Annotated in this window: 12 protein-coding genes; 7 read left to right on the top strand and 5 right to left on the bottom strand. The window is 52.6% G+C overall.

What is annotated here, in order from left to right; all coding sequences use genetic code 11:
• Positions 1-65: 65 nt before the first annotated feature.
• Complete coding sequence (bioB, locus tag B156_RS0115215) at positions 66-1,061, bottom strand: biotin synthase BioB (protein WP_018620609.1); 996 nt, start codon at positions 1,059-1,061, stop codon at positions 66-68.
• Positions 1,062-1,219: 158 nt separating this feature from the next.
• Between bioB and B156_RS0115210 the strand changes: the two genes are divergently transcribed.
• On the top strand, positions 1,220-1,747 hold the full coding sequence (locus tag B156_RS0115210; RefSeq protein WP_018620608.1) for a GAF domain-containing protein: 528 nt from the start codon (positions 1,220-1,222) through the stop codon (positions 1,745-1,747).
• A 209-nt stretch (positions 1,748-1,956) separates the two neighbouring features.
• Entirely contained in the window at positions 1,957-3,603 is a 1,647-nt protein-coding gene (locus tag B156_RS0115205) for a glycoside hydrolase family 28 protein (RefSeq protein ID WP_018620607.1), read from the top strand.
• Between the two features lie 15 nt (positions 3,604-3,618).
• On the opposite strand, the gene B156_RS0115200 is transcribed toward B156_RS0115205, so the two are convergent.
• The gene (locus B156_RS0115200; RefSeq protein WP_026260847.1) at positions 3,619-4,635 is read right to left on the bottom strand and encodes a LacI family DNA-binding transcriptional regulator; all 1,017 of its coding nucleotides are present in this window, start codon (positions 4,633-4,635) and stop codon (positions 3,619-3,621) included.
• 450 nt (positions 4,636-5,085) lie between these two features.
• Between B156_RS0115200 and B156_RS0115195 the strand changes: the two genes are divergently transcribed.
• Both B156_RS0115195 and B156_RS0115190 read left to right on the top strand, forming a co-directional pair.
• Positions 5,086-8,286: a SusC/RagA family TonB-linked outer membrane protein gene (locus B156_RS0115195; RefSeq protein WP_018620605.1), complete on the top strand. Its 3,201-nt coding sequence runs from the start codon at positions 5,086-5,088 to the stop codon at positions 8,284-8,286.
• A gap of 23 nt (positions 8,287-8,309) precedes the next feature.
• The gene (locus tag B156_RS0115190; protein WP_018620604.1) at positions 8,310-10,079 is read left to right on the top strand and encodes a RagB/SusD family nutrient uptake outer membrane protein; all 1,770 of its coding nucleotides are present in this window, start codon (positions 8,310-8,312) and stop codon (positions 10,077-10,079) included.
• Here the strand turns inward: B156_RS0115190 and B156_RS32205 are convergent.
• Positions 10,067-10,282 (bottom strand): hypothetical protein, encoded by a 216-nt coding sequence (locus B156_RS32205; protein WP_245563750.1) that lies wholly within the window; start codon positions 10,280-10,282, stop codon positions 10,067-10,069. The genes B156_RS0115190 and B156_RS32205 overlap by 13 nt on opposite strands.
• On the opposite strand from B156_RS32205, the gene pelA reads away from it, so the two are divergent.
• The 3 genes from pelA to B156_RS0115175 are packed head-to-tail and all read left to right on the top strand — an operon-like array spanning position 10,263 to position 13,069.
• Positions 10,263-11,234: a pectate lyase gene (gene pelA / locus B156_RS0115185; protein WP_245563749.1), complete on the top strand. Its 972-nt coding sequence runs from the start codon at positions 10,263-10,265 to the stop codon at positions 11,232-11,234. The genes B156_RS32205 and pelA overlap by 20 nt on opposite strands.
• 6 nt (positions 11,235-11,240) lie before the next feature.
• Entirely contained in the window at positions 11,241-12,266 is a 1,026-nt protein-coding gene (locus tag B156_RS0115180) for a pectinesterase family protein (RefSeq protein ID WP_018620601.1), read from the top strand.
• A 35-nt stretch (positions 12,267-12,301) separates the two neighbouring features.
• Positions 12,302-13,069 (top strand): rhamnogalacturonan acetylesterase, encoded by a 768-nt coding sequence (locus tag B156_RS0115175; RefSeq protein ID WP_018620600.1) that lies wholly within the window; start codon positions 12,302-12,304, stop codon positions 13,067-13,069.
• Between the two features lie 28 nt (positions 13,070-13,097).
• Here the strand turns inward: B156_RS0115175 and B156_RS0115170 are convergent, their stop codons facing one another.
• Together B156_RS0115170 and B156_RS31950 are read right to left on the bottom strand one after the other, a co-directional pair.
• Positions 13,098-14,546 (bottom strand): restriction endonuclease subunit S, encoded by a 1,449-nt coding sequence (locus B156_RS0115170; RefSeq protein ID WP_018620599.1) that lies wholly within the window; start codon positions 14,544-14,546, stop codon positions 13,098-13,100.
• Positions 14,543-15,049, bottom strand: coding sequence for a hypothetical protein (locus B156_RS31950; RefSeq protein WP_018620598.1), 507 nt, complete (start codon positions 15,047-15,049; stop codon positions 14,543-14,545). Before B156_RS31950 ends, B156_RS0115170 begins: the two co-directional genes overlap by 4 nt.
• Positions 15,050-15,064: the final 15 nt, after the last annotated feature.

The raw sequence follows: 15,064 nt of genomic DNA, 5'->3' as shown, positions 1-15,064 counted from the left end.
CCTGGCGGGTCATACATTTATGGTATGACCCGCCAGGCAGTTGGCTACTACTATAATCAAGACTCCTAAAGCGGAATTTGGTCGAACATAACGGTCGCCTGGGCTGCATCTTTGAACGCTTTACGGGGGCGGATATTGAGCATCTGGAACAATTGCGCGTCGGTATCTTCGCTGGGGTTCGGTGTGGTCAGTAGTTTATCACCGGCGAAGATAGAGTTGGCTCCGGCCAGAAAGCAAAGTGCCTGCTCTTCGGTAGTCATCCGAACGCGCCCGGCAGAGAGCCGTACCATCGCTTTGGGCATACTAATCCGGGCGGTGGCAATCATCCGGATCATCTCCCAAACCGACACGCGGGGCTGGTCTTCGAGCGGGGTACCCTCTACCGGTACCAGCGCATTGACCGGTACCGACTCCGGGTGCTGGGGCAGTGTAGCCAGCGTGTGCAGCATCCCAATCCGGTCGGTATCGGATTCGCCCATGCCAATGATTCCACCCGAACAAACGGAAATACCGGCTTTGCGGGCGTGGCCCAGCGTATCCAGCCGGTCGTCGTACGTACGGGTGCTGATGATGTCGCCGTAAAATTCTTCGCTCGTATCGAGGTTATGGTTGTAAGCGTACAGCCCGGCATCTTTCAGTTTCTGTGCCTGCTGTTCGGTGAGCATACCCAGGGTACAGCACACTTCCAGCCCCATTTCGTTTACGCCCTGTACCATGTCGAGGACTTTGTCGAAATCGCGGTTATCGCGCACTTCACGCCAGGCAGCCCCCATGCAGAAGCGGGTACTCCCCGTGTCTTTGGCCCGTTGGGCAGCCGTCAGCACGTCGTCCACTTCCATCAGTTTCTGCACCTTCACGTCGGTATGATACCGGGCAGCCTGTGGGCAGTAGGCACAGTCTTCGGGGCAGCCCCCCGTCTTGACGGATAGCAGCGTACAAACCTGTACCTCCTGCGGGTCATGATGTTGGCGGTGAACGGTAGCGGCCCGGTACATCAGGTCCAGCACGGGCGAGTTATAAATGTCGGCGATTTCAGCGCGGGTCCAATCGGTACGGAGCATATTGACGCGTTAAAGATGTTACTACTTGCTTTGGCTGCAAAGATATGGCTTCTGGGAGTTCTTCTAAAACATCTTCCGTGTATGTAACAACATAAGAAGATGAAAATACAGCCGGACAGGAAGTCTAAACAGAGTACGCTTCAGGGTGTTAACTATGTATGGATACTCAACAAAAACTCCCCGCAGCCATCGACGCGCTGTTAAAAAAAGGATTTACTGACGACAAAACACTCTACGAAGCCATGAGCGTGGTGGGAGAAACACTGAACGCCGACCGCTGCTTCATCTATGTCCGCCAGCCGGACCAGGAACGTGGCCGCATTGCCTTTTGCTGGCGTAAAGACGGGTCTATTCCCGACGTAGTTCAACCCGACTGGCAGCCGGATACAACCGACCTGCCACAGGAAGACCCGTTGTTCCGGTCGGCCCTGGACAGTACCAAAGTTATCTACGTAGATGATGTAAAAACCGCCGGTCCCGGTGTGCTGAACGAAGCCTTCGAGAATAAAACGTTCGGCCATCGCGCCCTGATTCATGCCCCCATTCATGGTGGCGGGAAACTATGGGGCATTTTACAGCCCTGCGTTTTTGAACAGCCGCGCCAGTGGACCGACGATGAAAAAACGCAGATTGAAGCCATCCTGCCTAAGCTACAGCCAGCTATTGCGAATTTTGTAACGTTATAACCAAGTCGGCCTGACGTTAGTACAGTTCTGCCCGCCTGAATCAATTCAGCCACTACACTGGTTCGTGCAGGCAATAACTGTGTTTACGCAATCGTTACCGGCAACGATTGCGTAAAAAAAGGGTAAACTATTCTTGAAAAAGTACTGACTATGTCGTCTATTTATAAGATGATGCTCTGGAGCATCCTCCATAAATAGCTACTGATCAAATGAAAATACCCGCTGGTATAACGCTTTTTTGCCTGATAAATCTTTTTCAGACTTTCGCTCAAAGCCCGTCTAGTCTACCAACGGTGAAGTCGCCCGTGTTCAAAACCGATACCCTTACTATTACGACGTTTGGGGCCGTAGCGGATGGACTAACCCTTAATACCAACGCTATCAATAAAGCCATTGACCAGTGCAGCCGCTCGGGCGGGGGCGTAGTGCTGGTGCCGCGCGGGCTTTGGCTGACGGGGCCAATCGTCCTAAAAAGCAACGTTAACCTGCGGCTTAACCGCGATGCGCTGGTTCAGTTTACTGACCAGCGCGACGTGTACCCACTGGTCCAGACGACCTGGGAAGGTGAAGAAGCCATTCGGAATCAGGCGCCCGTTTCCGGCACTGACCTGGAGAACGTGGCCATCACGGGCGAGGGTATTCTGGACGGAGCCGGGGATGCGTGGCGGATGGTGAAGAAAAGTAAACTGACCGCCGACCACTGGAAGAAATTAGTAGCGTCGGGGGGGGTGATCAACCAGAAACAGGATATCTGGTACCCATCGGCTCAGTCGCTCAAAGGGGCCGAAATGACCATCAGGGCCGGACAGCCGATGAGTTATTATAGCGACATTAAGGATTTTCTGCGCCCTAATATGCTGAGCCTGACGCGCTGCAAGCGCATCCTGCTGGAAGGCGTTACGTTTCAGAACTCCCCCGCCTGGTGCCTGCACCCACTTTTGTGCGAAGATATCACCCTGCGAAACGTAACCGCCAAAAACCCCTGGTACGCCCAGAACGGCGACGGCCTCGACCTGGAATCGTGCCGGAACGGCCTGATTGAAAACTGCCTCTTCGACGTGGGCGATGATGGTATCTGTATCAAATCCGGTCGGGATGAGCAGGGCCGCAAGCGGGGAGTACCCACCGAGAACATCGTGGTGCGGGGTTGCCGGGTATACCACGCGCACGGCGGGTTTGTTATCGGCAGTGAGATGTCTGGGGGTGTTAAAAATCTGTATGTGTCGAACTGCACGTTCATGGGTACCGACGTGGGCCTGCGATTCAAAACTGCCCGTGGCCGGGGTGGTATCGTCGAAAACGTGTTCGTGGACGGCATCGACATGACCAGCATTGCGGGTGAGGCCATCCTGTTCGACATGTATTACGCGGCCAAAGACCCGGTGCCGCAACACGGCGAGAACAACGACCTGCCCGAAATTCCGGCCCAGCCTCTTTCCGAAGGTACGCCCCAGTTCCGGTCGTTTCAAATCAGAAACGTAACCTGCAAAGGAGCCGAAACGGGTATCCTGATTCGGGGTCTGCCCGAAATGGCCATAAAAGATATTTTGATTGAAAATGCCGTGTTACAAAGCAACAAAGGCATGGTGTGTATCGAAGCAGATGGTATCCGGCTGAAAAACGTGACCCTGCTCACGCCCACCGGGACTGCCGGTCAGCCGCCCGTAGTGCAGATACAGAACAGCCGGAACGTAACCATCGACAACCTCCGGTATTCAACTAATACCGCCCTGCTGATGCGTGTTTCGGGGAGCCGCTCCAAAGCCATCCATCTGTTGAATACGGATACCTCCCACAGCAAAAAAGCCAGCGAAACGTCGGCCGAGGTACCAGCCAATGCCCTGACGATGAAGTAAAAAAAGGAGTAAGCGTTAACCGGGCTGGTGGGCCGACGACTCCCGTACTATCATCCGGGTGGGCAGTATAATCGTTTCTGCCTTCACCAGATGCTGTTTGCCCTCGATCAGGTTGATCAACTGCTCGGCGGCAATCTGGCCCATCTCGCTGGCAGGCTGCACCACCGTACTCATGGAGGGGGCCAGTAAATCGGCAACTGTGATGTTGGTAAAACCAATGAGCGCAATGCTTTGCGGAATCGCGATACCCAGTTTTCGCAGGGCAGACAGGCACCCAATCGCCAGCCGGTCGCTGGCAACAAAGAAGGCATCGGGCGACTGTTCCAGCAAATCATCGATAATAGGCTCCACGGCATCCTGACCAAAACCGGCGTAGCGCACCAGCGACTCGTCGTAGGCAATGCCATGTTTTTCGAGAGCAGACCGGTAGCCCGACAGGCGTTCCTGGGTGATAGAGATATACGACGGCAGGGTCAGGTGAGCAATACGACGGCGTCCGGCCTGAATCAGCTGCTCGGTAGCGGCAAAAGCTCCCCCGAAATTGTCCGCTGTCACGCAAGGACCATCGAGGTCCTTGGAAACGCGGTCAAACAGAACGATGGGCAGTTTTTTGTCCTGCAACGATTTCAGGTACGCTACGTCGGACGTGTTGCTGGACAGAGAAATAAGCAGTCCATCGGCTTTTCGGGCTACGGCCTGATTGATAGTTAGCTGTTCGCGCTCGTAGGATTCGTGACTCTGAAAAATAATCACGTGGTACCCCCGGCTATAAGCAACCGCTTCGATTCCGTTGATAGCCTGCGAGAAAAAATTATTGGCAATCTGGGGTACAATGACGCCGATGACCCGGCTACGGTTTTCTTTCAGGCTCAGCGCAATGGGATTGGGCCGGTAATCGAGCCGCTCGGCGTATTCCGTAACCAGCCGCTTCGTTTCGGGCTTGATTTCGTGGCTATCCCGCAAGGCACGCGAAACTGTTGACGTCGACAGATTTAAGGCACGAGCTATGTCTTTTATGGTGATGGTATCCAAAGCTATTTCCTGGTAAAATGCAAAAAACTACGCAGCTGATAAGGCCCTGTAAATAAAAGCGCAAAGATAGGTTAACTACTCTTATTCCTCCCGTTGCAATCGCTCCCGGGAACGATTGCAACGGGCAACAATAGCTGATAGATACAAGGCGGGGGTGCTTCTCCCTCTCAATTGACCACCTTAATTTACTCCTATACGCACTCCCAAATAGTATGTCTGGCAACGTTCCCGGCAACGATTGCGTAAAAAAAGTCAATATTTTATTTGATAATTCTACTTTTCATACCAATCTTTAATCATGTTTTAATCGAATAAAAAATAGCGATAACGCTGATTAGTTCAATTAACGACAACACAAATTCTGTGACGCTGCCGCGCTCAATGGTTACCCCAAAAGGACCGATTGCCCCGTTGCCCTTACTAACTCAACCCTTACTTATCCCGTCAGTCATGAATCAATTAATACGTTTTGTTTTGCTGCTGTTCATAATACCGGCAGCCTATGCGCAACAGACCCGGCAGCTAAGCGGTCAGGTGAAGGACAAGGCTACCGGCGAAACATTACCCGGCGTTTCGGTGGTACTCAAAGGCACCACTGTAGGTACCACCACCGATGCCACGGGCAACTACGCGCTTCGCATTCCCGACCGGAATGACGTCAAACTAACCTTCAGTTTCATCGGGTACGCGTCGGAAGAGGTAAGCATAGGCACCCGGTCCACGCTCGATGTATCGCTGACTACCGATGAAAAAACACTGAACGAAGTCGTCGTCATTGGTTACCAGGCCGTTAACCGGCGCGACCTTACCGGCTCAGTATCGTCGGTTAGCAGCAAGCAGATTCGGGATGTACCCATTACCAATGCCGCCGAGGCCATTACCGGGCGACTGGCGGGGGTTCAGGTCACTACGTCGGAGGGCGGACCGGGGGCCGACATTCGGGTGCGGGTGCGGGGCGGAAATTCCATCACGCAGGATAACTCCCCCATTTACGTGGTCGATGGTATTCAACTGGACAATGCGCTGAACGTCATCAGCCCGCAGGACATCGCCAGTATCGACGTGCTAAAGGATGCGTCGGCCACGGCCATTTACGGGGCGCGGGGTGCCAACGGGGTGGTCATTATCACCACCAAATCGGGCCGTACCAACAGCCGCACCACCGTAACCTACAACGGCTCGTTCGGCTTCCGCGAAAATCTCAAGCAACTGAGCGTCCTGAAACCGTACGACTACGTGCTGTACCAGTACGAGCGGTCGCGGGGTAACTCGCAGGATAGCACCAGCTTTGCGCGGCAGTTTGGCTCTACGTTCGACACCCTGCAAGCCTACAAAAACGTTCCCTTCATCGACTGGCAGGATCAGGTGTTTGGCCGGAAGGCTGCCTATCAGAATCATAATATTTCCATCAACGGGGGTAACCAGCAAACGAGTTACAACCTGAGCCTGACCCGTAATGATGAACAGGGTATTCAGTTAGGGTCGGCCTTCAACCGGAATCTGGTCAATTTCAAACTCGACCATTCGGTCAACACCAAATTCAAAGTAGGCGTGGTGGTGCGGTACATCGACCAGCGTATCGACGGAGCTGGTACCACCACCAGCGGCTCATCGGGCACAAACCGGCTTCGACAAAGTATTCAGTACCAGCCGCTTGATCTCCCCAGCCGAGCGGCATCGGATATTAGTTTCGACGAGGATTACTACATTGCTACCCGCCTGACGAATCCGGTCGTGCTGACCGATGCCGAATACCAGAAGCGGTTCACCAACGGCACCAACATCAGCGGCTATGCCAGCTATGAATTCCTCCCCGGACTCAGCCTGCGCGTAACGGCAGGCTACAACAACAACATTGACCGGACCGACCAGTTTTACAGCAAGATCACCGGTACCGCCCGCAATTACGCCGGTTTGCCGGTGGGTACCATCCGCAACAACACCGCCATTACCATCAATAATTCGAACGTACTGACCTACCGGAAAAACGGTTTTGCGGGTGGTAAACACGACATCGACGCGTTGGTAGGGCAGGAAACTTACGAAACCAAAGGCAGGGCTATCGGGCTGGAAACCCGCTATTTCCCGTCGGACATTTCGCCCGAAAAAGCCCTGGCCAATATGAACCTCGGCTCACCGCCAACCGGTGCTATTCAGCCCCAGCCTACCAGCAGTGAGTACCAGAACCGCCTGTTGTCTTTCTTCGGACGACTGAACTATACCTACGACAAAAAGTACCTGGCTACGGTAACGTTCCGCGGGGATGGGTCTACCAAATTCGCCCCGGAGAACCGGTGGGCCTACTTCCCGTCGGGGTCGCTGGCCTGGCGTTTTTCGCAGGAGAACTTTATGAAATCCCTGAAATTCCTGGACGATGCCAAACTTCGGGTTAGCTACGGGGCTGCGGGCAACAACCGCGTTGGCGACTATTTGTACGCGCAGTTGTACAATACCAATGGTCAGTACGCGCTGGGCGAATCGGTACTACCCGCTTTTGCTCCGGTATCGCTGGCTCAGAAGAACCTGACCTGGGAAACCACGTATTCGCGCAACATCGGGCTGGATTTGGGCCTGCTGGGTGGCCGGGTTCAGTTTACAGCGGATTATTACCAGAACACCACCAAAAACCTGCTGGTTAACCTGCCCATTCCGTCTACGTCGGGATATACCACCCAGATTAAAAACGTGGGAGCCACCTCAAACCGGGGGCTTGAGTTTCAGCTCAATGGCACGCCCGTCCGCACAAACGATTTCTCCTGGACAGCCAGCGCCAACATCTCGTTCAACCGGAACCGGATTGATGACCTCGGTCCGGTGCAGCAGCAAACGACCAGTTCGGGCTGGCAGGGCAGCGATGGTGCCGACGATTATATCCTGAAAGTAGGCCAGCCGGTAGGGTTGATGTACGGCTTCATGACGGATGGTTTTTACAAAGTGGACGATTTTAACTACAACGCCACCACGCAGGTTTACACGCTGAAAGAAGGTGTACCGACCGATGTCACCATTTTTGGGGCACCCCAGCCGGGCACCATCAAACTGAAAGACCTGGACGGCGACGGGCAGGTGCGGCTGGAAAACGACCGTACGATTATCGGCAATGCCAATCCAAAACACATTGGTGGTTTTAGTAACCAGTTTACCTATAAAAATTTCGACGCGAGCGTTTTCGTAAACTGGGTGTATGGCAACGATGTGTACAACGCCAATAAAATTGAGTTTACCGCCGGGTACTACCAGAATATCAATGTACTGGACGTCATGAACAGCCGCTGGCGCACCGTGAATGACCAGGGCGTTATCGTGAAAGACCCAACGGCACTGGCGGCTTTGAATGCCAACGCGCAAATCTGGCAGCCCATCACGAATAACCGTCCCTACCTGCACTCCTGGGCCGTGGAGGATGGCTCGTTTCTGCGCATCAACAACGTGACCCTGGGCTATACGCTCCCCCGCGACCTGGTTAAGAAGGTGAAAATGCAGAGTGCCCGATTCTACGCCACGGTTAACAACCTGGCCACGCTGACCGGCTATTCGGGCTTCGACCCCGAAGTGAACGCCCGCCGGTTCAATCCGCTGACGCCCGGTGTTGATTTTGCGGCCTACCCCCGCGCCCGGACCTTCGTGTTTGGCGCTAACCTAACCTTTTAAAACAGCTTTTTTTACCATCAGCCATGACTATCAATCGCTTTTATAAATTGACGCTGGGTGTATTACTGGCCGGTTCGTGCCTGACCGCCTGCCAGAAATACCTCGACCTGGAACCCATTTCCGAATTTGACGGTCAGGCCGTGTTCAGCAACGTCAGCAACGCGACGCTGGCCGTGTTGGGTGCTTATGATTTACTGTCGGGCGACAACACCTACGGCATTCGGGTAAGCCTGTACTTCCCCTACGATTCCGATGAGATGATGGTGAGCGGCTCGCTCGACAATGGTCGCCGGGGCATTGGGCGGTACAATGCACTAGCCGGTAATACCGAAATTGTCCGGCCCTGGAATGATTTGTACCAGGGCGTTGAGCGGGCCAACCTGTGCATTGACCAGATTCCCAAGATGGACCTTTATACCAATGGGACGGTTGCCGAACAGAAAGAACTGCGCCGGTTGCACGGCGAGGCCCTCACCCTGCGGGCGCAGTACTACCTGGAACTGATTCGGAACTGGGGCGATGTACCTGCTCCCATGACTCCGTCGTACCAGCAAACGGATTTGTTCGTGACGAAAGTCGACCGGGACAAGGTGTACGAGCAACTCCTGAACGACCTCAAAACGGCCGCCGACCTGTTGCCCTGGCGTACCGATGCCGGTGCCCGGAACGAGCGTATCACCAAGGGAGCGGCCAAAGCCCTGCGCGCCCGCATGGCCCTGTACCGGGGCGGCTACTCGCTCCGGCGGGATACCAAACAGATGGAACGCCGGGCCGACTACGCTACCTATTACCAGATTGCCCGCGACGAAACCGCCGAACTGATTCAGCGCCGGGACCAGCATACACTGGTTGGCAGTTACGTGGACCTGTTCAAAACCTACGTTGACGGCCTCACACCCGACCCGGCTTATGAAATCATGTTTGAGGTCGGGTCGGCGGGGGGCAGTGCCCAGTCGGATAGTAAGTTGGGGTATTACAATGGTCCCCGCCTGGATGCTGCGTCGCGCTACGGGCAGGGGGGCGGTGGAATCAACCCGCTACCCACCTATTTCTACGCCTTCGACTCGACCGACGTTCGGCGCGATGTAACGATTACCATCTATTCGGTGCTGGCCAATAACAACAAAAACCCGCAGCGACTGACGACCATCACGGACGGTAAATTCCGGCGCGACTGGCGCACCCCTCTCCTACCCGGCACCTCGCAGACGCTGGGCTTCAACTGGCCGCTGATTCGCTTTTCGGACGTGTTGCTGATGTTTGCCGAAGCGGAGAATGAACTGAAAGGTGGTCCAACGGCGGCTGCCACGGCAGCGTTTGAAGAAGTCAGGAAGCGGGGTTACGCGGGAAAAACGGCCCTGATGGGCACCACCCCAACGACCAAAGACGGCTTTTTCAATGCCATTGTCAATGAGCGTTTACTGGAGTTTGGGGGCGAGGGTATCCGCAAATATGACCTCATCCGGTGGAATCTGCTGGCTACCAAGATTACGGAAACCCGCCAGAATCTGGACGATATGCGGCTGGCGAAGGGCAAATACGCTTACGTACCGCAGTACCTGTTCTGGAAAAACAACGGCGAAGAACTCCAGTTCCTCAACTCGCTCTACAAGCCCAACACAACGACGACGGCTCCCACCGGCTGGACCCGGGTAGACTGGCGGCAAAACATATCTACGACGTATATTACGTCGGTAGCGCAGTATTTCACGCCGAATAAGAACGAACTTTTGCCCATCAACCAATCGGCACTGGATGCCAATCCCAACCTGACGCAGGATTACGGGTATTGATGGTATCCCGCCAGGAAGGACCAGGCAGCGAGCCAGCCAATGTATCGATACCATTGACCGTTACTCATAGTGACAATACGCCGTTTGATGAGACACCCCTGCTGCATACCTATCGTTTCTATCCTGCTGATAACCGGTCTGTTGACCGGTTTCAGCGCGTTAGGGACCTCTATGCCCTCGGCCATGGCAGCTACCGATTCCATGGCCGAGCGGATGTTACTTTACCAGCGCAGCAACGGTGGATGGCCGCAACCCGGTGGCGACGCAATTGACTACAAAAAGCCACTCACCCCCGCGCAGCAAAAGCGGCTGCTGGATGAAAAAGGATGGCTCGATACAACCATAGACGATGCCGCTACAACGCGGGAAATCAATTATCTGGTCACGGCTTTCAGGACGACGCAGCACGAAGCCTACCGGCAGGCGGCCGAACGGGGCATTCGTTACCTACTCACGGCGCAGCAACCCAACGGGGGATGGGGGCAGTTTTACCCTGATTCGAGCAAGTACCGGAAACACATTACCTACAACGACAACGCCATGATTAACGTCCTGTGGGTCATGAAACACGTTGTCGACGGAACGAACGACTTTAACGGGGTGGATAAAAAGCTCATTCCGGAAGCCCGGCAGGCAGTTAATCGGGGGATTGACTGCATCCTGCATACGCAGTTTGTGCAACACGGCATCCTCACGGCCTGGTGCGCCCAGCATGACCACATCACCCTTAAGCCAGCGGGCGCAAGAGCGTTTGAACTGCCCTCGTTAAGTGGTAGTGAAACCGTTGGCATTGTAACGTTTCTCCTGGTTATTGAGCATCCATCGGCGGAGGTCAAAAGAGCCATTCGGGCCGCTACGACCTGGCTGGAATCGGTCAAACTAACCGGCATTGCCACCAAAACTATTATCGACCCCAACCAGCCAAAAGGAAAGGATGTGGTTGTGGTACAAGACCCGGCCTCCACAATCTGGGCACGTTTTTATGATTTAGAGACCAACAAGCCGTTCTTTTGTGGCCGGGATGGGGTTAAAAAATACGCCCTGGCTGACATTGAGAACGAACGCCGGGCCGGTTATGGCTGGTATGGTACCTGGCCAGCCAGGCTTCTGTCGAAGGATTACCCGAAGTGGGAGAAAAAATGGGGAACTGACTAACTGACGATGCTACTCAAACACGTTATCCTGGGTATCTTTTTTGCCGGACTGAGTACGGTGGCGGTTGCGCAACGGCAACAAATCACGGTCGCGCAGGACGGCAGTGGCGATTTTACCACCGTGCAGGCTGCCCTGAATACGGTTCCGGCCAACAATTCCAGCCGGGTCGTTATCCGCATCAAAAAAGGCATCTACAAGGAGAAACTCAAACTCGATTCTACCCAGCACTTCGTCACGCTTATTGGCGAAGACAAAGCAGCTACCGTACTGACCTACGATGATTATTCGGGGAAAGTGCTGCCCGATGGTTCTAAACTTCGTACCTCTACCTCCGGGTCGTTTTACATCTTTGGGAACGACTTCCGCGCCGAGAACCTGACGTTTGAAAACACCGCCGGGCGCCGGTCCGGCGTTCCGGTAGGGCAGGCCGTAGCCGCCTTCGTTACCGGCGACCGGGCCGTGTTCGTCAACTGCCGGTTTCTGGGCAATCAGGACACGCTGTACACCGGCATGCCCGACAACCAGGAGCACCGAACCGACGCCCGGCAGTACTACAAAGACTGCTACATAGAAGGTACGGTCGATTTCATTTTTGGCTCGGCCACGGCGGTATTTGACCGTTGTACCATTTTCAGCAAGACCAACGGCCCCTACGTAACCGCAGCCGCTACGCCCGAAGGCAAACCATATGGCTATGTATTTCTGAACTGTACACTGACGAGCGACGCCCCCCCGGCCAGTGTTTATCTGGGCCGCCCGTGGCGTAACTTTGCCAAAACCGTGTTTATCAACTGCCAGTTGGGCAACCATATCCGGCCCGAAGGCTGGCACAACTGGGACAAGCCCGACGCTGAAAAAACCGCGTTTTACGCGGAATACCAGTCGAAAGGGCCGGGAGCAGTTCCAGCCAGTCGGGTAGTTTGGTCGAAGCAACTGACCGCCCAAGAAGCCAGTCAATATAAACCGTCCAACATCCTGGCGGGTAACGACCAGTGGAAACCCGACGGGAAACTTACCAAAATACGTTTCTGACCCATAATTAGTACTGTGTAAATCCTCTACTAACCATGTCAACCAAAAGAAGTCGTTTTCGTCCTGTTTTCAGTTGCCTCAGCCTGCTGGTTTTGCTGGCCTTCACCCGCCCCGCCGACCCGATAACGGTGTACCTCATCGGCGACTCGACTATATCCATCAAACAGGTGAAAGTTTATCCCGAAACGGGCTGGGGCATGCCCTTCGCCAATTTTTTCGATGAAAGCGTAACGGTTGACAACCGGGCGATGAATGGGCGCAGTACCCGGTCGTTCATCGAAGAAAATCGATGGCAGTCGGTACTGACTACCCTACACGAAGGCGATTACGTGTTCATCCAGTTTGGCCATAACGATGAAGTAAAAACAAAGAAAACCTACACGACTGAAGAAGAATTCAGCACTAATCTCGTTCGATTCATCACGGAAAGCCGGGATAAAAAAGCCATCCCCATCCTGATCACGCCCGTTGCCCGTCGACAGTTCGATGACGCTGGCAAGATTAAAGAATCGCACGAGGTTTATTCGGGCCTGGTGCGGGCGGTAGCCAGCGAGTACAAAACACCCCTGATTGACCTCGACAAAGAAAGTCAGGCATTGTTGCAGCAGTTCGGAGTCGAAAACTCCAAACTGCTCTTTCTGCAACTGGCTCCCGGCGAACATCCTAACTACCCGGAAGGCAAAGACGATAATACCCATTTCAATGAACTCGGCGCCCGAAAAATGGCCCAGCTGGTATTGGCCGCTATCAAGTCCCAGCAACTTCCCCTCGCCGACCGGGTTGTGAAACCGCAGTCTAAGTGAGTATTGAGCGAGGTTTGCAATAAAAATCTTACTCTTCCAAGATCATCCGTTCTACTTCCTTACGTGCTTGTTCTAATTCATCTTTAGCTTCCTGTCGGAGTTTTTTCGCGCTACTCCGTAAGTCGGTAATGGTTTGAGCAATCTTTTTCTGTTGTTCGATGGGTGGAATGGGAATCGGCACACCGCTCAAAACACCGGTGTTCACACCCGACTGGTTATTCCAATTAGTACAGATACGGAAAAACACGCTTTGTCGCTGATAAAGATTGAGCAAGTGCGCCAGAAAATCGGGGTGCAAACTATTTGCGGTGCCGATTCGAGTCATGTGGTTAGAGCAGAAATAATCGCCTTCAAGATCGAACAGCACTGACTTTCCCACTAATTCCTGACTGTTAGTATTGTTGAATAACACCTCCCCTGGTTGGAGAATGTCACTATGACGTTTTGCTAGGGCATTGGCATGTATATAGACATTACGGTCGAAAACAAGTTCCCGGTCGTCATTTAGGTTGGTAGGGCGAAGTTGAATGACGGCCTCATCCAATTGTTCGGTGAGGTCCGTTACCTGATCGCCTTTCCCGGCGGCAAATCCTGATTGAAAATAGGCTACGTGCTTGCTCAACGGCTCAACCGGATAGCGGCCCATTGGTAATTGGTCCAGAAAGTTGTGGTAGAAAAACAGCGGATCGAAGCGTTTGCCGCTACTTTCGGAGAAGTTAACAGTGAAGATTCTATTTTCCAGCGCGTCGTCCCTTTCTGGTATACGAATACCTAATTCCGAAAGCAGGTAATCATCAATACGAGCAATTTGCTCAACTGCTTGAGTTTCTTTTTGAACTTTTTGTTTTAGCGATTTCTCAAATAATTCAGCAATTTTTTGCTGAATTCCCATTTCAGGAACTGGAATTTTTAATGATTTAATAACGTCTAGGCTTACACCTGACTGGTTGTTCCAATTAGTACAAATTGCATAAAAAATTAGATTTCTTTGATAAATATTAAGTAATATCCAGAGATACTCAGGCTTGATTTGACGTTTGTCTACTTTAATTACTGTTATATGATTGGAAAAAGAATATTGTCCTACAAATTTGTGAAGAGCCGTTTTACCGACTAAATCTTGGCTATTAGTATTGTTGAATAGTACATCATCTGTTTCTAAAAGTAAATTTTGATTATTAATTAATTCCAACGGAATAAGTACATTCCTATCAAATCTCATAAAACCATTTGCATCAATGTTAGTTGGTCGAACCTGTATAATTCCACTTGTCCCTTTTTCTTGATCCTGTCGACCAACTCCAAATCCAGTCTTAAATGATAACACTACTTCACTTATTTTTCGAATAGAGTGTCTTGCATTAATGAACTTCTTAAGATTAGAGTTGTAAAAATTCGGGTCAAGTCGCCCTTCAACTTGGCTCCTCTTCACCAGAAATATACTTTTCAACTCGCTGTCTATCTCAAACGCGCTCATGCTTTTTCCGTTTTTTCGATATGTTGAATGAAGCGTTTCAACTCATGACTAATAACAGTTAATTCATTTTGAGCTATTTCTTTGCCCGTTGCATCGTAGCCAATTTTGTCGGCAATCGCCATAAAAATGGGGTAATCAGCCAGTACCTTTTGTTTTTCGTTTTGGTACAGGTCTTCCAACTGCTCTTTCAATTCGTTGATGCGTTGCGTATAGTCGGCGTTGACATCGGCTTTCCAAGCTTTAAACAGGTCGGTGGCTTCAATAATCTTGCGTTCGTAGGAACCGGTATTGTTAGTAAAGCCGTCGTGTTTTCGCAGCTTGTCTTTCTTTTTGGCTTCCAATATTTCAATCTGCCGTTCGTAGGCTTTCTCGGTTTTGATACGATCTTTCAGGGCTTGTTTCTGGTCGGCAATTTTTTCGCTGGTAGCATTGCTCCATTTGCGTAAAAACAGCACCGAACTTTTGACGTTGGCGCCTGTATGCGAAAATGCATCCTGCGGCATAGAAACAACGGCTAC

The organism is Spirosoma luteum DSM 19990, from assembly GCF_000374065.1.
Lineage (GTDB): Bacteria > Bacteroidota > Bacteroidia > Cytophagales > Spirosomataceae > Spirosoma > Spirosoma luteum.
This window is presented reverse-complemented; position numbering and strand designations above follow the sequence as displayed.

Coding starts and splice junctions, on each gene's coding strand:
- B156_RS0115170 (WP_018620599.1), bottom strand. CDS start 14,546: ATGAGCGCGTTTGAGATAGACAGCGAGTTGAAAAGTATATTTCTGGTG.
- B156_RS0115205 (WP_018620607.1), top strand. CDS start 1,957: ATGAAAATACCCGCTGGTATAACGCTTTTTTGCCTGATAAATCTTTTT.
- B156_RS0115190 (WP_018620604.1), top strand. CDS start 8,310: ATGACTATCAATCGCTTTTATAAATTGACGCTGGGTGTATTACTGGCC.
- B156_RS0115180 (WP_018620601.1), top strand. CDS start 11,241: ATGCTACTCAAACACGTTATCCTGGGTATCTTTTTTGCCGGACTGAGT.
- B156_RS31950 (WP_018620598.1), bottom strand. CDS start 15,049: ATGCCGCAGGATGCATTTTCGCATACAGGCGCCAACGTCAAAAGTTCG.
- B156_RS32205 (WP_245563750.1), bottom strand. CDS start 10,282: ATGGAATCGGTAGCTGCCATGGCCGAGGGCATAGAGGTCCCTAACGCG.
- pelA (WP_245563749.1), top strand. CDS start 10,263: ATGGCAGCTACCGATTCCATGGCCGAGCGGATGTTACTTTACCAGCGC.
- B156_RS0115210 (WP_018620608.1), top strand. CDS start 1,220: ATGGATACTCAACAAAAACTCCCCGCAGCCATCGACGCGCTGTTAAAA.
- B156_RS0115195 (WP_018620605.1), top strand. CDS start 5,086: ATGAATCAATTAATACGTTTTGTTTTGCTGCTGTTCATAATACCGGCA.
- B156_RS0115175 (WP_018620600.1), top strand. CDS start 12,302: ATGTCAACCAAAAGAAGTCGTTTTCGTCCTGTTTTCAGTTGCCTCAGC.
- bioB (WP_018620609.1), bottom strand. CDS start 1,061: ATGCTCCGTACCGATTGGACCCGCGCTGAAATCGCCGACATTTATAAC.